Origin of the sequence: uncultured Planococcus sp. (assembly GCF_947501725.1) — a bacterium.
GTDB lineage: Bacteria > Bacillota > Bacilli > Bacillales_A > Planococcaceae > Planococcus > Planococcus donghaensis_C.
In genome coordinates, this window is the sequence record NZ_CANMXD010000002.1 from 275,766 (window position 1) to 294,563 (window position 18,798).

20 protein-coding genes are annotated in these 18,798 nt (G+C 47.2%); 12 read left to right on the forward strand and 8 right to left on the reverse strand.

Features of this window, described 5'->3' with window-relative positions; genetic code table 11:
* Nucleotides 1-136 precede the first annotated feature (136 nt).
* Nucleotides 137-919: a glucose 1-dehydrogenase gene (locus Q0785_RS03610; RefSeq protein ID WP_298825571.1), complete on the reverse strand. Its 783-nt coding sequence runs from the start codon at nucleotides 917-919 to the stop codon at nucleotides 137-139.
* A gap of 256 nt (nucleotides 920-1,175) precedes the next feature.
* Between Q0785_RS03610 and Q0785_RS03615 the strand changes: the two genes are divergently transcribed.
* Nucleotides 1,176-1,598, forward strand: coding sequence for an SgcJ/EcaC family oxidoreductase (locus tag Q0785_RS03615; RefSeq protein WP_298825573.1), 423 nt, complete (start codon nucleotides 1,176-1,178; stop codon nucleotides 1,596-1,598).
* A gap of 92 nt (nucleotides 1,599-1,690) precedes the next feature.
* Here the strand turns inward: Q0785_RS03615 and Q0785_RS03620 are convergent, their stop codons facing one another.
* The 4 genes from Q0785_RS03620 to Q0785_RS03635 all read right to left on the reverse strand — a co-directional run bounded on the left by Q0785_RS03620 (nucleotide 1,691) and on the right by Q0785_RS03635 (nucleotide 6,328).
* On the reverse strand, nucleotides 1,691-2,080 hold the full coding sequence (locus tag Q0785_RS03620; protein ID WP_223635531.1) for a hypothetical protein: 390 nt from the start codon (nucleotides 2,078-2,080) through the stop codon (nucleotides 1,691-1,693).
* Nucleotides 2,081-2,105: 25 nt separating this feature from the next.
* On the reverse strand, nucleotides 2,106-3,485 hold the full coding sequence (locus tag Q0785_RS03625; RefSeq protein WP_298825583.1) for a HAMP domain-containing sensor histidine kinase: 1,380 nt from the start codon (nucleotides 3,483-3,485) through the stop codon (nucleotides 2,106-2,108).
* Complete coding sequence (locus Q0785_RS03630; RefSeq protein WP_298825586.1) at nucleotides 3,482-4,153, reverse strand: response regulator transcription factor; 672 nt, start codon at nucleotides 4,151-4,153, stop codon at nucleotides 3,482-3,484. Before Q0785_RS03630 ends, Q0785_RS03625 begins: the two co-directional genes overlap by 4 nt.
* A 75-nt stretch (nucleotides 4,154-4,228) precedes the next feature.
* Nucleotides 4,229-6,328 carry an MMPL family transporter gene (locus Q0785_RS03635; protein WP_298825589.1) on the reverse strand — a complete coding sequence of 700 codons (2,100 nt, stop codon included), beginning with the start codon at nucleotides 6,326-6,328 and terminating at the stop codon, nucleotides 4,229-4,231.
* Between the two features lie 89 nt (nucleotides 6,329-6,417).
* On the opposite strand from Q0785_RS03635, the gene Q0785_RS03640 reads away from it, so the two are divergent.
* Complete coding sequence (locus Q0785_RS03640; RefSeq protein WP_298825592.1) at nucleotides 6,418-6,549, forward strand: hypothetical protein; 132 nt, start codon at nucleotides 6,418-6,420, stop codon at nucleotides 6,547-6,549.
* A gap of 56 nt (nucleotides 6,550-6,605) precedes the next feature.
* Here Q0785_RS03640 and Q0785_RS03645 read toward each other — a convergent pair whose 3' ends face one another.
* The 3 genes from Q0785_RS03645 to Q0785_RS03655 are packed head-to-tail and all read right to left on the reverse strand — an operon-like array spanning nucleotide 6,606 to nucleotide 8,576.
* Complete coding sequence (locus Q0785_RS03645) at nucleotides 6,606-7,328, reverse strand: hypothetical protein (protein ID WP_298825595.1); 723 nt, start codon at nucleotides 7,326-7,328, stop codon at nucleotides 6,606-6,608.
* 1 nt (nucleotide 7,329) lies between these two features.
* Nucleotides 7,330-8,202 (reverse strand): ABC transporter ATP-binding protein, encoded by an 873-nt coding sequence (locus tag Q0785_RS03650; protein ID WP_298825598.1) that lies wholly within the window; start codon nucleotides 8,200-8,202, stop codon nucleotides 7,330-7,332.
* Nucleotides 8,202-8,576, reverse strand: coding sequence for a GntR family transcriptional regulator (locus Q0785_RS03655; protein WP_298825601.1), 375 nt, complete (start codon nucleotides 8,574-8,576; stop codon nucleotides 8,202-8,204). Before Q0785_RS03655 ends, Q0785_RS03650 begins: the two co-directional genes overlap by 1 nt.
* Before the next feature lie 218 nt (nucleotides 8,577-8,794).
* Between Q0785_RS03655 and Q0785_RS03660 the strand changes: the two genes are divergently transcribed.
* The 10 genes from Q0785_RS03660 (at nucleotide 8,795) to Q0785_RS03705 (ending at nucleotide 18,683) form a co-directional block, all read left to right on the forward strand.
* Entirely contained in the window at nucleotides 8,795-9,013 is a 219-nt protein-coding gene (locus Q0785_RS03660) for a hypothetical protein (protein WP_223635543.1), read from the forward strand.
* Between the two features lie 752 nt (nucleotides 9,014-9,765).
* Nucleotides 9,766-10,473: a FadR/GntR family transcriptional regulator gene (locus Q0785_RS03665; protein WP_298825605.1), complete on the forward strand. Its 708-nt coding sequence runs from the start codon at nucleotides 9,766-9,768 to the stop codon at nucleotides 10,471-10,473.
* A gap of 121 nt (nucleotides 10,474-10,594) precedes the next feature.
* Nucleotides 10,595-11,326: a (Fe-S)-binding protein gene (locus tag Q0785_RS03670; protein ID WP_298825607.1), complete on the forward strand. Its 732-nt coding sequence runs from the start codon at nucleotides 10,595-10,597 to the stop codon at nucleotides 11,324-11,326.
* A gap of 2 nt (nucleotides 11,327-11,328) precedes the next feature.
* Nucleotides 11,329-12,765 (forward strand): LutB/LldF family L-lactate oxidation iron-sulfur protein, encoded by a 1,437-nt coding sequence (locus Q0785_RS03675; protein WP_298825610.1) that lies wholly within the window; start codon nucleotides 11,329-11,331, stop codon nucleotides 12,763-12,765.
* The gene (locus tag Q0785_RS03680) at nucleotides 12,758-13,459 is read left to right on the forward strand and encodes a lactate utilization protein C (RefSeq protein WP_298825613.1); all 702 of its coding nucleotides are present in this window, start codon (nucleotides 12,758-12,760) and stop codon (nucleotides 13,457-13,459) included. Before Q0785_RS03675 ends, Q0785_RS03680 begins: the two co-directional genes overlap by 8 nt.
* Before the next feature lie 163 nt (nucleotides 13,460-13,622).
* Entirely contained in the window at nucleotides 13,623-14,036 is a 414-nt protein-coding gene (locus Q0785_RS03685; RefSeq protein ID WP_298825616.1) for a hypothetical protein, read from the forward strand.
* A 134-nt stretch (nucleotides 14,037-14,170) separates the two neighbouring features.
* Complete coding sequence (locus tag Q0785_RS03690) at nucleotides 14,171-15,364, forward strand: M20 family metallopeptidase (RefSeq protein ID WP_298825619.1); 1,194 nt, start codon at nucleotides 14,171-14,173, stop codon at nucleotides 15,362-15,364.
* A 69-nt stretch (nucleotides 15,365-15,433) separates the two neighbouring features.
* Nucleotides 15,434-15,751, forward strand: coding sequence for a DUF3870 domain-containing protein (locus Q0785_RS03695; RefSeq protein WP_298825622.1), 318 nt, complete (start codon nucleotides 15,434-15,436; stop codon nucleotides 15,749-15,751).
* 539 nt (nucleotides 15,752-16,290) lie between these two features.
* Nucleotides 16,291-17,454: a CoA transferase gene (locus Q0785_RS03700; protein WP_298825625.1), complete on the forward strand. Its 1,164-nt coding sequence runs from the start codon at nucleotides 16,291-16,293 to the stop codon at nucleotides 17,452-17,454.
* A 14-nt stretch (nucleotides 17,455-17,468) separates the two neighbouring features.
* Nucleotides 17,469-18,683 (forward strand): acyl-CoA dehydrogenase family protein, encoded by a 1,215-nt coding sequence (locus Q0785_RS03705; protein WP_298825628.1) that lies wholly within the window; start codon nucleotides 17,469-17,471, stop codon nucleotides 18,681-18,683.
* The last annotated feature ends 115 nt before the right edge of the window (nucleotides 18,684-18,798 follow it).

An 18,798-nucleotide genomic window follows, 5' to 3' on the forward strand; every position in this document is an offset into this window, starting at 1 on the left:
AACCAGATCACAGGAAAATTGATGAAGCTGTTAAAAGGTGTTCGCCACTTTTAACAGCTTTTTTGTTGCGGATTCAGGCATAGAAAAACTGCAGCGCTGTGTTGGAAAAACAGTGGTGCAGTTCAAAGTCTGACGATCAATATTTATAGGATTGTCCACCGTCGATCGGAATCACGGAAGCGTTGATGAATTTAGCTGCATCCGACAGCAGGAACGCAACAAGGTTGCCGACTTCTTCCGGCTTGCCGAAGCGTTTCATCGGATTGACGCTGACGAATTCCTTGCCGGCTGCTTCCCAGTCATCGCCTGCCATTTGTTTTAAAGAACCTTCGACCATCGGTGTCATGATGGCACCCGGTGCAATGGCATTGATGCTGACACCGAATTCGCCGTATTCAATGGCGGAGTTGCGTGTCAGGCCGACAACACCATGTTTGCTGGCTGCGTAGCCGGACTGGTTGCCGACACCGCGGATACCGCCGACGGATGCGGTGTTGACGATTGAACCGTAGCCTTGTTGTTTCATGACTTTCAGGACATACTTCATCCCGTAGAAAACGCCGTTTAAATTGACGCTGACTACTTTTTCAAATTCATCAGAACCGTATTCTTCTGTCAGGTTCTGTTTGCCTTCAATGCCGGCGTTATTGAAGAAACCATCGATTCGGCCGAATGTGTCCATGGTGATCTGGACATAATTTCTGACGTCTTCTTCATTCGTCACGTTGGCTTCAATAAGCTCTATTTCAGCTTCTGGAGCGGCTTCGAGGATTTGTTTTTTAGTTTCCTCGAGCGAGTCTTTATTCATATCGACAAGCACCAGTTTGCCGCCCAGTTCAGCGATGGAAAGTGCCGCTGCACGTCCAAGGCCAGAGCCGCCGCCTGTAATGATGACCACTTTGTCTGTATAGCTGATCATGAATAATCTCTCCTTTTTTGTTATGGATGGTTTCACTGATTGTATACCCGGGTGAGATGGGTTTAATCTATAAGGACTGCACCAGAAATAGAGGAGTGATGAGAGTTGGAAAATTAGTACAAAAGGTAAATGCTAATACTATAGGCGTGTATCCTGACTTCCTTCCAAAAAATAAAGAAGAAGATTTAGAAAAGCAGGATACCAGGTAAGTCTTGGCGAAAGATACCCAATAGGAACAAACTTAAGGGGGAATCATATGTTCACTGAGGTGCGGGACGTGCTCAACAACTACAGGGATGCCGTTTACGAAAAGGATGTAGAGAAATTTCTCTCAGGGTATGCGTCGGACGTTCATATTTTCGATTGCTGGCAGGAATGGCAATTCAACGGCATTGAGCAGTGGAAGAATGTCGTGGATGAATGGTTTGGCGGGTTGGTGGAAGAAGGCGTGCTGCTTCAGGCAGAACTATATGACGAGTCGTTAAAAGAAAGTGAAGACCTTGCTCATGTTCATGGATCCGTCAGTTTCACGGCTTTTGACAAGACCGGAAAGGAATTGAGAAAGATGAAGAACCGTTTCACTTTTGTGCTGGAAAAAACAGAAGGTTCTTGGCGTATTACCCACGAACATTCTTCACTGCCGATCGGCATGGAGGATGGCAAGGCGATTTTTGACTAATGAAGTAAAGTCTTAGTCCGCAATCACGTAAGAACCAGATGAACCAAAAAAATCCACTGGAGCAACGCGTTGCTCCAGTGGATTTTCTGTTGCTATTCTTTTTCGGTCAAGAATGTAATGATCAAAAACAGCAGGAATGCCAGCAGCAATAAGCTGCCGCCCACGATGAACAAGATCATGACCAAGGTTTCGTTCCAATTGAACGGGTTCAAGTTATACAGCCACATGCCGCCGGTCAGTGTAAAGGCACCGACCATTCCAAGTACACTGTGGATAGCCACAAGCTTTTTGTATTTGATCGTATAGACCCGGTAGAAAATTCCCCAGGCAAAGACCGATAGCCAGCCGACGAGCAGGATATGGGCGTGGATCGGACGCAGGCTGTAATCCATTTCTCCGGCCATCTGTGAACCAAGAAATGTACCGAATAAGCCGAAAATGGCTGAAAAGCGTATTAAACGAAGACTCCAAGTTTTTTCCATGAGTAGACCTCCAACTTATTATTGTTTAGGGATGAGGGAAGTGCAGGATAAATTCACTGCCCTCATCTTCTTTGCTATTGACTCGGATGGTGCCGTGATGCAAGCTGACGATTTGGTGGACGATGGACAGGCCGAGCCCGGTGCTGTCTTTTTTGCGTGCTGCATCGACGCGGTAGAAACGGTCGAACAATTGCGGTAAAGCATCTTTTGGAATGCCCAGACCGCTGTCGTTGAATGCCACGGTGATGCCGGTTTCGTCCGACTGCAAAGTGATTTCTATGCTGCCGCCGGGTTTATTGTACTTGATGGCATTGGTCAGCAGGTTATCCCAGACATTGTCGAGCAGCTCGGCATCGCCGTCGAACCGGGTGGGTGCGAGTTGGTAAGACAAATTGATGTCCTCTTCCTCGAGGCGCCAGCGGTATTTCCGGACAGCACTTCTCAATTGCTCATCCAACTGGAATTCTATCACTTTCATCGGATAAGCGCCTTGGTCGAGCGATGTCAACAGCAGCAATTGGCGTGTCAGACTGGACAGCCGCTTCGCTTCCTCATCGATGATGGCCGTATATGCCAAGCGGTCTTCCTCGGCAAGGTTCGGCGACTTCAACAAGTCTGCATACCCTTGGATGTTCATCAGCGGCGACTGGAAATCGTGTGATACATTGCTGATGAAGGATTTGCGCGCCAGATCGTTATGCTGGAGCTGTGTCTGCATCAAGTTGAAGCTTTCGGACAGCTGGCCGATTTCATCATTGCGCCGAATATCAAGCGGATAGCTGTAGTTTTCGCGCGCAATGTGTTTAGTCGCTTCCGTCAACTGGACAATCGGCCGCGTCAATTGCCGCGCCATAAAGATCATACCGATGATACTGACAAGCGCAATTGCTGCCACAAAGCCGATCAGCACAGAGTGGATATCGGTCGACACGAGCTTGGTATCGGGACGGATGAACAGACCGTACCGTTCGCCGCCCTGTTCAAACGGAACGCCGACTGTATTATGCAGTTCATTGGTGAAGTGGCCGATCATGAAGATTTCACCTGTAAGATTGTCCAGCCCGGTATAGGTTTCATTTTCCGTCAAGACCCGTGTGGCAGATTCCGGAAATGTGGTGTCATCAAACGGTTCGCCGAAAAACTGTGTGTTTCCTGCACTGTCGACGAGCGCAATCTGGTAGCCGAGCTTCGCGACGGCCTGCATATAGCCGGTGAAGCTTTCATCGGAATAAGGGACGTTTTGAACGGTGCTGACGATTTCTTCTGCAATGGCTACGTTCTGCCTGATGGTTTCTTCTTTTGTGACGGTTACATAGAAGATATTGGCGATGGTGAAACCAATCAGGATGCTGATAGCCAGAATGAACAGCGTTGCCACGGTGAATTGCCGGTACAAGGTTTTCATTTTGGTGCCTCAAGCTTATAACCGATGCCGCGCAAAGTATGGATTTCAACATCAGCACCATAGCGTTTCAGGCGGTCGCGGATCCGGTTGATGTGGGTGTTCAATGTCATTTCATTGCCTTCATGTTCCTCGCCCCAGACATAGTCCATCAGCAGTCCGCGGGGAGTGGCCAGATTGACACGCGACACCAGCAGCGACAACAGTTCGAATTCTTTCAGCGGCAAGATGACGGTTTCATTGCCGATGGTCACTTCGAAGTTCCGACGGTTGATCACCAGGTTGCCGGCCTGCAAATTTTCCTGGACAGAGCGTTCGGATCGGCGGAGCACCACCGCAACACGAAACAGCAATTCCTTTGGCTCAAAAGGTTTGACCATATAATCTTCAGTACCGGAAAGAAAGCCTTTTTCCTTGTCCTCCAGCTGGCCTTTCGCAGTCAGCAGAATCACCGGAATATCCAAGTCCTGCGTCAGGATGCGGGTCAGTTGAAAACCATCCATGCCGGGCATCATGACATCCACGATGGCCAAATCAACGAGCTGGTCCTCGAGCAGCAGCAACGCCTGTTCCGCATCGTTTGCTTTGAACACGGTATAGCCTTCCTTGCCGAGATGGATTGCCACGAGTTGCTGAATATAGATATCATCGTCCACGACGAGTATTTTCATGCGGATTCCTCCCATTCAATCAGAAAGCCCGGCATAAGGAAGTCCGGGCTTTCAACTCTTTATATTATGCAGGGTTTACTTGTCTTTTTCAAAAAACAATATCAAAGCAGGAAGCAGCATGCCACGCACAAGGAAGGTATCGATCAGAATGCCGATCGAGACCATAAAGCCGAAGACGAATAAATCAGCAATCGGCATCGTCGTCAATGCCGCAAATGTCGCTGCCAGAATGATGCCCGCAGAAGAAATGACACCGCCTGTATGGCTGATCGCGACTTCAAGCGCGTCTTTGACTTTCCGTGCTTTCCGTTCTTCGATAAAGCGTGAAACCAGGATGATGTTATAGTCGATTCCGAGCGCTACCAGGAAGATGAAGGCATACACCGGTACGCGGGTACTGATGGCTTCATAGCCGAACAGCACGTCAACAAGGAAAATCCCCAGTCCCAGCGCCGACAGATAAGAAAGTAAAATCGTCGCCATCATATAGATCGGCATTTTCCATGACCGTGTCAATACGAACAGCAACACCAGGATCAACAAGGTTTCAAGTATGACAATTTTGTAGATATCGCTATTGTTGACGTCCCGCTCATCGACGAGTTTCGGTGTTATGCCGCCGAAATGCGTTTCGCCATCAATGGAAGCCTGGTCCAGCAAAGTGCTGCCGTCGGTCCGCAGCCGTTCCATAAAATCCAGTGCTTCTGTCGAATACGGATTCATTGATAAGGCAATATTGTATTTCACTGCTTCGCCATCGTCCGTTTGACCGGATAAACGAGCAGAGGCGATTTCATCATAGGCAGTCAGTTCTTCAGAAAGAATCGCTGCGGCTTCTTCTGTAATCGGCTCCTCCCCAACAACCAGAAGGGTGGAAGGCGCGATTTCGCCTTTGTCGAATTTCTGTTCAACAATTTCATAGCCGACACGGGATGGCATATCTTCCGGGAATGATTTGACTGTATCGAATTCAAACTCCAGATTCACGATATTCAATGCCGAAATGATCATCAGAGCGGCGACAAGTCCGCCGGAAATCAACGGTTTGTTGACGACGAATTTCGCAACGGGTCCCCAAATGCCATGATTCACTTCTGACGATTGACCATATTTCGGCACTTTCGGCCAAAATGCTTTACGGCCGAATAACGTGAATAAAGCCGGAATCAGCGTGATTGAAGCAATCATGATCACGAAAACAGCTGTCCCAAAAATAGGCGCAAAGTTTGCGTAGTCACGGAAGTCCGCAAAGAACAGCACCAGCATGGCTGCAAGAACAGTACCGCCGGCGAAGAACACGGGTTCACCCGTTGCCCGCATCGCGTATTTCATGGCTTCGTGTTTGCTTTCATAATGGTTCAATTCCTCGCGGAAGCGCGAGAACACGAACAGCGAGTAATCGATTACAGCCGCAAACAGCAGGATGCTCATGATCGAAGTCGTTTGGCTGGTCAGTTCCAATCCGCCAGAACCCATAAAGGCAAGTGTCTGATTGACCACCTGATAGACGATTACTGTCGCCAAAAGCGGGATGATTGCTAAAAGTGGCGAGCGGTAAATGACGATCAACAGTACAAGGATGATCAGTACAGTTGCAATCAATAAGACAAAATCCGCTTCTTCAAACAACTTCACGGTATCGCCTGCAATGCCGGCAGGCCCAGTAACGTAGAATTCCATCGAACCGGAATCAGCTGCGATGCCGCTGCCGATTTCAGAAGCTTCGTCATTGATTTCCGCAAAGTCGGCACTGCCGAGCCCCGCTTCAAGTGACATCGGAATGATCATCGTTGTATTGTCTTCAGAATAGAATCCTTCTAAAGCAGGAGGAGGCAATTGACTGATGTCGACAATCGAGTCGATGCCTTCAATGTTTGCCTCTGTAATGCCTGTCAGAATTTCTTGTACAGTTGCGGGATTGACATCGCCTTCGCTGTTATGGAAAACGAGAATGCCAGGCGTCCCTTGGTCGTTCGGGAAATACTGCTTCAGTTTCTGGTCCGCGATGATCGATTGTGCATCATCGGGCAGTGATTGGAAATTAGCGACTTTGTAGTCGTTGAGTCTTGGCCCCATGCTGAGTGCAATCATCAGGACAAGCCAGACAATGATGGTGATCCACATGCCTTTTTTTGTTGATACCCAATCCGTGATCGGGTTCAGGAATTTGTTCATTACGTTATTTCTCCTCTCTATCAAAAAACATTTCTGACTCATCATAAGGGGTGAATATAAATTGAATATCAATTTTTGGTGGCAGAGGTTTGAACAATGGGTCAGTGTGGAGAATTTTAGCCATTGCAAAGCTGGGCATCAAGAATGGCGAATTCTGGACACAAGAATACGAGGATATTGAAGTTTATGATCAGAATAACCATAACAACGAGCCTGTATAAAAGAGGAAAAGACCTTGCTGAATGCCCTCAGAGGGCAGTGGCAAGGTCTTTATTGTTCATTGTATTTTAATTGAAATGCGTTTTGTCAGCACACGTGTAGATGCAAGCAGCGCAGCAATCAGCAACAGCGATCCACCAATTGACAGGAATGGGCTGGCGTCCGCAGGATCATGTGGAATCCATGGAATAGCGGCGCTTAAACCGCTGTCTCCCAGGAAGTAGCCATTGAGGCTGAGGGCGGCAATCGCAATGCCGACGAAAGCGAAACCAATGATCCAGCCGAAGCGGTAATAACCGATACCGATGAGCATACCAATCAAGTAATAAGTGAAGGCGTTTGTAAAGAAAATACCTGCAGCTGGAAACCATTCAGATGCCGTTCCAAGTAAGGTGGCCGCTTCCGAATCGATGGGAAGAGCTGCAAAGCCGGAAATCAGGTGCTCTAAGCCGTTGACGGCAAGTGGAATCAAAGTGACAGCGAGTGCTAATGCCAAAGCAGACAGGATTGTTCCTAAATACAAATCTTTTCGGGTGATGCCCTGCTGGACATAATAAGCCATGAAGGCATAGGCTAACATGATTCCACAAATCAGCATGAAAATGGCAACAGACTGACTGGAGAAGACGAAAAACTGTGGAATGCTGGCGTCGTTTCTAACCACGATGAATATGCCGATGATATGTGCAGCTATCAAAAACGCAAAAAACCATATAGCCCATTTAAACTGTTCATAAAAGAGGTCGAAAGCAACTTTGGGATAAAGTTTTACTTGTTTCATCTTAATGCGCCTCCTCTGTTAAGTGGATGAACAGATCCTGCAACGGCACGGGACCGATTTCAAGCCCCTGCTCCCGTGCGGTGAGCTGATTCTGTTCAGTTAACGTGCCATAGACCATGACCGATTTCGTGCCGCCGAGTTTTTGTTCGTTCAGAACTTTCATACCGGAAACGAATGCGTCGACTTGATCGGCTGCTCCTGTAATGGAAGCTCCCTGTGCAGAAATGGTTTCGTACTCTTCGTTCAACAGCAGTCGCCCCTGGTCGATGATGACGACATTATCGAAGAGATAATCCATCTCCGAAACCAGATGTGTGGAAAGGATGAACGTCCGCGGATGTTCCGCCTGGTCCGCTAAAATCTCCTGATAGAAGATTTCGCGTGCCGGTGCATCCATGCCCAGGTACGCTTCATCAAAAATAGTGATTGGTGTACGGCTTGCAAGCCCGATGACCACATTCAACGCCGACTGCATTCCCTTGGAAAATTTGTGGATGGGTTTATCAAGCGGCAGCTTAAAGCGTTTCAACAAGTGATTGGCATAATCCTTATCGTAATTTGGACGGTATCTTTCCGAGAACTCGAGCATTGCGGGAACCTTTTCGTATTCGTCCGCATAGTTCTTTTCAAAAATGAACGAAATCTGTTGCATCTTCTCCGAATTTTCAAAGACGGGTTCGCCGTCGATCTCAACCTGCCCCTGCGTCGGTTCACGGAAGGCGGCCAGCAAAGACAGAAGGGAGGTCTTGCCGGCGCCATTGCGTCCGATGAGACCATGGATCTTGCCGGATTCGAGTGTCAGTGAAATGTCTTTCAATGCTTCGAACTTTCCGAATTTCAAAGTGATATTCTTCATCTCAACTTTGGCAGCCATCATTCTTCACTCCCTTTCGTGTTTTTGATCAGTTCAATGATTTCGTCCTGCGTAATGCCAAGTTTTTCAGCTTCCTGGACAAGGCTCCGGACATAATTATCGACAAATGCTTCTTTACGCTGTCCCACCAATGTCTGTTTTGCTCCTTCTGCTACAAACATTCCGATCCCTCTCTTCTTGTATAGGATTCCTTCTTCCACCAGCTGGTTGATCCCTTTTGAAACGGTCGCATGATTGATCTTATAGAAGCTGACAAGTTGATTGGTGGAAGGGGCCTGATCGCCTTCCTTCAGTTGATCGTTGACAATCTGATCTTCAATCAATTCACGGACCTGCAAAAAAATCGGCTTACTCGAATCAAACGCATTGCTCACTGCAAACACCTCCTCGTACGGTATAGGTAACATGGTTATATACTTATGTGTATAACCATATAGCCATTTTGTTTTTTTGTCAATTACTCAACTCAACTTTACTATGGATTGGTTGAGTGCCAGACAACCACACAATGGCATCGAAAACGTTGAAGAGAGGATTAGTATCGAAACAGGTGGAAACTATCATTAAAACCTATAAATAGGAGGAATCAGCAATGACAAGAAAAGGTACAGCAGGACGATCACCAGGAGAACAAGCAAGCGGTGCTCCGGACTCCGGAATCGATAAAGCCGTCAAGAAAACCAAGGAAGCTTTCGACAAAGATAACGAAGCCACTGATTATGAAGATGGTAAAGACGAAATGCAGGATGCGAAAGAATATTCTAAGGATGTATCCGATAAACGTACCGGAGACGCAAGAAGAAACGATTGAAATTGTATGCGTGCCTGGCACCCGCATAATAGAAAAAAACCGGACCAAACTTTGAAAATAAGTGGTCCGGTTTTTCTATTCTCTATTCTTTGGATTCGTAATCTTCAATTGATAGGTTTTCATGGTTAGGCAACAAGAGACAGAGTTCATCGTTTGGCAGATGAGAGAGCGGAAAGTGATAATGGATGTTTCTTTTTAACTAACTTCCACAGTTCAGTGACCATACTTTTATTGTTGTATAAAAATATATATGTGAGATAGCTGTCTAAACGTATGACTTATGCACATATTGAAATCGACTCCAATCTATTCAGACCTTGATTGGAATAGAACTGAATAAAATAGAGGGTTAGTTCCTTTGAGCTTTCAGAAATGCGGTAGCCATATGACTTGGAGGAAGGAATGCGAAGTGGAATTCATGTGCCAAGAAAATGAATAAAATTGAATAGTAGGTCCTTTCACTATCTCTCCTGTACTGAAATAGTTTGCCGACATGCGGTGGGGCCAATGATGAATACATATAATGAATAATTCTAAGATAAAGTTTCATATATTAAAAAGACACTTACCACCTGTGAATACTGGCAGAATGGATTAATACACCTTGACTAAATTCAGAATATTGGATAAATTCATGTAGAGTCATCTGATGACCTGTTGTGTTGAGAGCTAGTAAATTTGAAGCGTCCCATTAAATTCCCTTGTTTCTAGTAAAGTGGATTCAGGAATATATCAGTCGGGAGAGGAACATGATGGACATTAAACCAATTCGCACAAGAAAGATATACGAAGAAGTCACAGATTCCATTTTGGAAATGATCAAGAGCGGGCAATTTAAGACAGGTGACAAACTGGATTCTGTTGAGCAATTAGCAAAAAACTTCAATGTTGGACGCTCGGCGATACGAGAAGCTTTGAGTGGTTTGCGTGCTATGGGGTTAGTCGAAATGCGCCAAGGCGAAGGAACTTATATCACCTCATTCGATGCTTCAAAGTTTTCCCTGCCTTTGTCTTCTGCACTTCTCATGAAACGGGAGGATATCAAGGAACTTTCAGAAGTCCGTAAAATTTTGGAGGTCGGAGCGGTAGCGTCTGCTTCAATCAACCATGCCGATGAAGATCTAATGGCGATGGAAGAAGCCTTAAACGCGATGAAAGAAGCCAAAGGGCAAGGGGAAATAGGCGAGAAGGCAGACTTGGATTTCCATTTGGCCATCGCTCATGCAACACACAATAAGATGTTGATCAATTTAATGTCCAGTGTGTCTGAAATTATGGTTGAATCGATGCGGGAAACACGGCAGCTTCTTTTGTATTCAGAAGAAATGATGGCTTCTTTAGTCGAAGAGCATCAATTGATCTATCGAGCGATAAAAGCTCGAAATATAGAAGAAGCTCAAAAAAACATGCTCAATCATTTAATTGGAGTAGAAAAAGTCCTTTCACACTATATCGAGTAACGCACTTCATTTTCCAAAGGACGGACTTCTGCGCTCTAGTCATATGATGACCTGTTCTATTTATGGGCAGGAATCATATTCTCCTCTTAGAATGAAAAAACTATGGAAAGAGTGGATGATCATGAAAGTATCCTTATTTGTTACTTGCCTCTCAGAGATGTTTTATCAAAATGTCGCAAAAGATGTTGTGGAAGTTTTGGAGCGGCTCGGGTGCGATATCGATTTTCCCAAAGGACAGATCTGTTGCGGGCAGCCGGCCTACAATAGCGGATACCGGGAAGATGCACAAAAAGCGGCAAAGCAGATGATCGCCAGTTTCGAAAACTCGGAGTTTATCGTGACTCCATCCGGTTCTTGTGCTGCGATGTTCAAAGAATATCCGGAGTTGCTCAAGGATGACGAAAAATGGCATGAGCGGGCAAAAACGGTAGCGGATAAAACTTATGAGTTCACCCAATTCATCGTCAATGTGTTGAAGATTGAAGATGTAGGAGCAGTGTATCCAGCGCGCGCAACGTACCATACCTCCTGCCATATGATGCGATTATTGAAAGAAACAGAAGCTCCGTTTAAGCTGTTGGCGAATGTTGAAGGACTTGAAATGCTGCCGCTCGCGAATAATTACGATTGCTGTGGATTCGGGGGAACGTTCGCCGTTAAGATGGCGCCGATTTCAGAGCAGATGGTGGATGAAAAAGTCCGGCATGTAGAGGAGACAACAGCAACTCTTCTGATCGCGGCGGATAATGGCTGCATGATGAATATCAAAGGCCGGATTGATCGAAAAGGCAAAGCGATTGAAGTGAAGCATATTGCACAAATCCTTAATTCGCGTGTAGAAGGGAGCGTCTGACAATGGCGATGAAAATTGGAAGCAAACCATTTTTGGGTCGGGTTGATGAAGCTCTGCAAGATGACTTTATGAGAAAGGCCATGAGTTCTGCCCAAGATCGGCTGCGTGGAAAGAAAATGCTGGCGACCGTTGAAGATGAACTGGTAGGGGATTGGGAAGAGTGGCGAAGCGCAGGCGAAGAGATTCGTCGCCATACGCTGGAAAACCTGGATTTCTATTTGGACCAATTAAGTGAAAACTTTTCGAAAAGGGGCGGCCATGTGTATTTCGCCGCTACAGCGGAAGACGCCACCCGCTATATCCAGGAAGTCGCTAAACAGAAAAACGCCAAAAAAGTGACGAAAGCAAAATCCATGGTGACAGAAGAAATCGGACTCAACGAAGCGCTGGAAGAAGTCGGCTGTGAAGTGTATGAAACAGATTTAGCAGAATACATCCTGCAGATCGACGACCATGATCGGCCTTCCCATATTGTTGTTCCTTCTCTGCATAAAAATAAAGAACAAATTCGGGATACTTTTCGGGATAAAGCCAACTACACCGGTACCGAGGAACCGAAGCAGTTGGCTGCCTTTGCACGGAGCCAACTGCGTGAAACCTTCATGCAAGCGGACATCGGAGTTACAGGCTGCAACTTTGCAGTAGCGGAATCGGGAACGATTTCTCTTGTGACCAATGAAGGAAATGCCAATATGGTCACTACATTCCCGGAGACACAGATCAGCATTATGGGAATGGAGCGGCTGGTGCCGACCTGGGAAGAGCTTGATGTCATGATCAACTTACTGAGCAGAAGCGCAGTCGGACAAAAAATAACGACGTATGTCACCAACCTGACTCCCCAATTGGAGGAAGACAGTGTGGATGCACCCAAGGAATTTCATTTGGTGATTTTGGATGCAGGGCGTTCGAAGGCGCTGGGCACTGAGTTTCAATCAGCGCTCCATTGTATTCGATGTGCGGCTTGTGTCAATGTATGTCCGGTTTACCGCCATATAGGCGGCCATGCGTATGGCTCCATTTATCAAGGGCCGATCGGAGCTGTATTGTCTCCTATTCTCGGCGGCTATGAAGAGTATGGTGAACTTCCTTTCGCTTCCAGCCTCTGCGCAGCCTGCAGCGAAGCTTGTCCGGTGAAAATTCCCCTTCACGAGCAATTGATCCGGCATCGGGAAATTTATGTGAAGGAAAAAGCGAAGACCAGTGAAAAATTGGCGATGAAAGCATTCGGCATCGGTGCAAGTTCTCCTTCACTTTTCCGTCTGACAGTAAAAGGGATGCCGGCCATGATGAAGCCTTTTGTCAAAGACGACAGCATCTCGGGTGGTCCGGGGCCAATGAAGCTTTGGACAGCTGTACGGGATTTCCCGGCACCCGGAAACAGCAACTTCCGGAAATGGTTCGATAATCATAAAAAAGGGGGAGGAACAGATGGCTGAAGGGATGATCTACAATAAATCGGATTTTTTAGCCAATATTTCTACAAGGCTTGGACGAGAGCAAAGTAAACAGGTGACTAGACCCGATTGGAAGCATCGTCCTCAGCTGGAAATTTTGAAAGAGGCATCTCCTGAAGAATTGGCCGCTGTGTTCACTAAGAACAGCATGGAAAAAACAACCACCGTGATTCAAACAAATAGCGCGCGGCTTGGTGAAGTTCTGTTGGATACTTTCGCTAAGTATGAAGGTGGGCGGATTGTGGCTACAAAAGATGAACGTTTCAGTGGCTATGGACTGGATGTCGTATTGGCTGACAGCGGCGCCCATGTCTGGAATTCGGAATTGGGAGAAGAGAATATCGAAATAGCCAAACAAGCTGCCATCGGAGTGTTTTTCAGTGATGTCAGTTTAGCCGAGTCGGGTACGGTTGTGCAATTCAATGATAAGGATATTGCCCGTTCGGTCAGCTTGCTGCCCTTGGCTTATGTTGCCATCGTCCCGAAATCGACGATTGTGCCCCGCATGACGCAAGCTTCCCAGACAATCCATAAATCGATTGGTGAAGGCAAAGAACTTTCGACATGCATCAATTTCATTTCAGGGCCAAGCAATAGTGCGGATATTGAGATGAATATCGTCATTGGTGTGCATGGGCCGATAGAAGCGGTGCATATCGTAGTGGCCGATCGATGATTATTGTTTGCGTGTCTTCCGCCGCTGCGAGCCACCTAAACAACTTAAAGGATTGTTCGCCGGTGCTGCAGAATAATTAACAGGTATTCGAAATCGCAGCAGGCTAAATGCTTGAGGAAAAGTTAGAGAGAAAGGTGGAGGCATTATTGCAGTAACCGCATTCATGCTGCTGGCGATCAGCTCCATTTTTCTTTTGGATGAGGTTTCAGTTCGGATCTACAGTTTTTTGTTAGGGCTTTTACTGATCCCATTTTGCAAGAGGCATCGGGACGCAGCGTTAACGCCGCTGGCTTTTGTAGTGGAGCAATTGGTGGTCTATACAGAAATGGGAAATGACGCTATAGTTTGGGTGCTGTTTACCATGAACGGCCTCTTGGCGCTCGCCGGTGCATATTTTGGATTGAAATGGCTGAGACGTTGCTTTACTGTCCTGTTTGCCATGTCTGCTTTGCTATTGGTGTTCATAAACAGTTTCAATGAAGGCAAGCTGCTTCTTATTCTAGTTCTTGCAGCTATTGTTTTGGTTGTTTGTGGGATCTATAAATTTTCAAGGTCCGCAGTAGAACTAAAACAGTGAGGGGGGAAGTCAAACAAGCCGGACTTTCCATGGTATAGGTAAAGACGGTTTTTTATTATGAAATTATACAGCATGAAAGATGAAAAGCATTGTTTTTCCAAGAAAGTGTAGAATCTAGGAAGGGAGTGATTGCCATGCTTACTGCAGAATTGATGAAACGATTAGATGCCAAAGAACAGCGCATCATTGAGATAAGGCGGCATCTTCACGAGCATCCGGAGCTGTCGTTTGAAGAAGAACAGACTGCCGCATATATCGAGGATTTCTATAAAGACGTGCCGGTGGATACTGTGGAAACCGATGTCGGTGGCCATCGGGGCATCGTTGTAACGATTAAGGGAGAAAAGCCCGGAAAGACCATTGCGATCCGCGCAGATTTTGATGCCTTGCCGATCCAGGAGGAAACGGGACTGCCGTTCGCCTCCAAAACGGAAGGCATCATGCATGCCTGTGGGCATGATGGACATACAGCTTATATGCTGGTGCTTGCTGAAACCTTGGCCGAGCTGAAAGGTCAATTGACAGGGACGATCAAAGTCATTCACCAGCCGGCCGAGGAAATGCCGCCGGGAGGCGCAATCGGGATGGTCAAAGCTGGAGTTCTCGATGGCGTGGAGGCGGTCTTCGGAATCCATGTCATGTCGACGATGGAAACAGGCAAAATTTTTTACCGAAGCGGCAATACGCAAACCGGGAGAGCCCGCTTCAAGCTGCATATCCAAGGGAAAGGCGGCCATGGCTCTTCACCGCATATGGCAAATGACGCGATTGTGGCAGCCAGTTCCTTTGTGATGAACTGCCAGACCATCATCAGCCGGCGGATGGATCCATTCGATACCGCTGTGGTGACGATCGGTTCCTTCGACGGCAAGGGCCAGTTCAATGTCATTAAGGATTCTGTCGCGCTCGAAGGCGATGTAAGGACCATGTCGCATGAATCCCGGGAGTTGGTGGAAAAACAGGTTCGCCAATTTGCGGAAGGGTTGGAAACTTCTTTTGGTGTAGAGACCACTTTAGAATACGCCAATGATTACCCCGTTCTCTATAATGATCCGGGAGTCACCGAACAGGTTCGCCAAGCACTCGAAGAGGCAGCTATCCCCGAAGTGTCGGCTGTCACAGAAGTTGCACCGCAGCCGCCCTCGGAGGATTTCGCTTATTATCTGCAGGAAAAGCCGGGCTGCTTTTTCTATGTCGGTGCAAAGCCTGAAGGAAAAGAATCGTATCCGCATCATCATCCGAAATTCGAAATCGATGAAAAGAGCCTGTTGATCAGTGCGAAAGCCATGGCTGCAGTGGTAGGGGCTTATTGTGGAAGGGGAGAGTGACGATTGCTTCCAGCAAATCTTAAGTTTTGACGAACAAAGATTCAGAGAAATGCCGAGGAGGAAAAAATCATGAATACTGTTTTTATTGCGGGCCACGCTAGGCTGCCGGCTGGCATGGCGGCGCAGAATATGTATGAGACCTTGACCATCACCGCAGAAATCGACAAGAAATACAGTGTGATTGTAGCGGCCAGCTGCACCTTGGCGACTGTTCACGGACAGGAGTTTGTCCATCAATTATTGAGGGGGCACAGCTTGCAGGATGGCATCGAAAAACCGTTGGCCGCCATCAAAACCCATTACCTTGGAAAAGCGGGAAATGCATTGGCATCTGCTTTGAAGGATTTACATAAGCATTACGAAGCCCATAAAGAAACAACTATATAAGTTGAACTAATAATTTTTAATAACCGATATTCCGCAAAACAGCTTGCTTGCCTGGGGGCTCGCGCTGAGCTAACTCGGGCTCGTCGCCCGAGTGGATCTCAGCACTTCGCTTGGCCCCCTGGGCGTCTGCGCTGTTTTGCTCCATATCTCTAGAGCATTCTCTCAGCTCCGGTCGGTATACACGGATGGCGCACCTGTGCGTTGTCCATAGCGCCGAAGCGGTATAGAAATGATAATTCTTTAGTTCAACTTATAAAGTTTACGGAATATTAAAAATAAAAGACTTTTTGATATTTACAAACTCTGGTTTCTGTATTACAGTGACAATAAGAATCGTGCCAGAACGCGACAGCGCTCTTTCCGTACGATCAAGCTGAGCATGTAAAAGAAGAAATACCCATACTGCCTAGTCTGCCGAAATTTCTTTCCGGAAATTTCATACGTAGATAAAAGCCAGTTCATTCAGACAAGCAGTTTTGCTGTTGTCTTTTTGGATTGGCTTTTTTGTATGGGAACAGCATTGAAAGGAGCCGTGGAAAATGACCGGGGCATTGGAAGGCATAAAAATACTCGATTTATCGCGGGTTCTTGCAGGTCCATATTGCACGATGATTCTTGGGGATCTGGGAGCGGAAGTCATAAAAGTGGAGTCTCCCGGCGGCAGTGATGAAACACGAAAATGGGGACCACCTTTTCGAAATGATGTAAGCGCTTATTATTTAAGTGCCAACCGCAATAAAAAAGCAATTACGGTCGATTTGAAAACGGAGGAAGGCGTGGCGATCATCAAACAGCTTGCTGCAGAAAGTGATGTGATCGTCAGCAATTTTAAGACTGGCACCATGGAACGCTTCGGATTGGGCTACGATACCTTGTCGCATATCAATCCTCGTATCGTCTTCTGTTCCATCACCGGTTTCGGCGAAACAGGGCCGGATCGTGATGTGCCGGGCTATGATTTTATTATCCAAGCGATGAGCGGCTTGATGAGCATCACGGGAACCAAGGAATCAGGACCTCAGAAGTCAGGGGTTGCGATTGTGGATGTGTTGACGGGATTATATGCCTGCATCGGCATTCAGGCGGCACTGCTGGAACGCGTAAGTTCGGGCAAAGGGCAAAAGCTGGATATTTCCTTATACGATACAGCAGTCAGTGCGTTGATCAATATAGGCAGCAATTATTTGATGAATGAAAAAGTGCCGACGGCTTTAGGCAACGCACATGCCAATATTGTACCTTACCAAACATTTCAGACTGCTGATGGGGAAATGGTGCTCGCTGTTGGCAATGACCATCAATTCAAAGCATTATGTGCGGTGTTGGGAACACCGGAATACGCAGAGGATGAGCGCTACCGGACCAATCCAAAACGGGTGGAGAACCGGGAAAGGCTGGTGCCTTTGCTGCAGCAGGTTTTATTGACAGAAAAAACGGCCCATTGGCAGGCCTTGTGCAGGGAACACAAGATTCCGGCAGGCCCGATTCAGACCATGCAGGACGTGGTCAAGGATCCGCAGCTGCAGTCGCGCAATATGTTCATCGAGCATGATCATCCGACAGCTGGAAAAATCAAGATGATCGGCAGTCCGCTGAAATTGTCGCGAACACCCGTCAAAGTGAAACGGCATCCACCGAATCCGGGAGAACATAACGATGAGATTTTAGGACGATATACTACACGACAAACCACTAATTTATAAAGGGGAGATTTATCATGAATTTTTCATTCACAGAAGAACAGGAAATGCTGCGTCGCACGACACGAGGGTTCGTCGACAAGGAAATCATGCCATACATCGAGGAATGGGACCGTGAAGGCAAATCGGATCCGGAAATTTACGGCAAGCTGGCTGACCTCGGGCTGATGGGTGTCTGCATACCAGAAGCATACGGCGGCAGCGGCATGGATTATAATTCGCTGGCAATTGTTTGTGAGGAGTTGGAACGGGGCGATACGGCTTTCCGCACCGCCGTTTCTGTCCATACGGGCCTCAACAGCCTGACGATTCTCCAATGGGGGACGGAAGAACAGAAGCAGCAATATTTAGTGCCACAAGCCAAAGGCGAGAAGATCGGTGCATTCGGATTGACGGAACCGAGTGCCGGATCGGATGTAGCAGCGATGAAGACGACCGCCGTGAAACAAGGCGACCATTATGTATTGAATGGGCAAAAGACCTGGATTTCTCTAAGCGATGTGGCAGACCATTTCCTGGTTTTCGCCTATACGGGTGAGCAGTCGAAAAAGCATGGAGCGATCTCCGCTTTTATTGTGGAACGTACATGGCCAGGGTTTTCTTCCAAAGCTATCAAAGGCAAGCATGGCATACGGGCAGGCAACACGGGCGAATTGTTTTTTGAAGACGTCAAAGTCCCACAAGAGAATTTGCTGGGCGAAGAAGGTGAGGGCTTTAAGATTGCCATGGCGGCACTGGATAACGGCCGTTTCACAGTGGCAGCGGGAGCAGTCGGCCAGATCATGGCGTGTCTGGAAGCGAGCGTCAACTATTGCCATGAACGTCAGACATTCGGCAAGGAAATTGGCCGGCATCAATTGGTCCAGCAGATGATTGCGAAAATGGAAGCGGGTTTTCAGATGAGCCGCCTGCTTGTCTATCGCGCTGGCGAATTGAAGAACCAAGGGAAACGCAACACCCGGGAAACGTCATTGGCTAAATGGCAGGCTTGTGATTTTGCCAATCAGGCAGCAGACGATGCTTTCCAAATCCACGGCGCCTATGGCTACTCGGATGAATATCCGGTCAGCCGCTATCTGCGAAATTCAAAAGCGCCGGTCATCTACGAAGGAACACGTGAAATCCACACAATTATGCAGGCGGAATACGTGCTTGGTTATAAGGAAGACAAAGCCTTGTCGAAAACATTGCCGGCATGGGAACAGCAAAACGACCCAACAGCCATCCATTAAGAAATAGAATGCAGAGGAAACAAAAGCCGAAAGCACCCCGATGAACTGAAGCTAGGTTCAGGGGTGTTTAACGGCTTTTTTTTTTGATTTCATTTAATCGACTATTCTCTTTCCA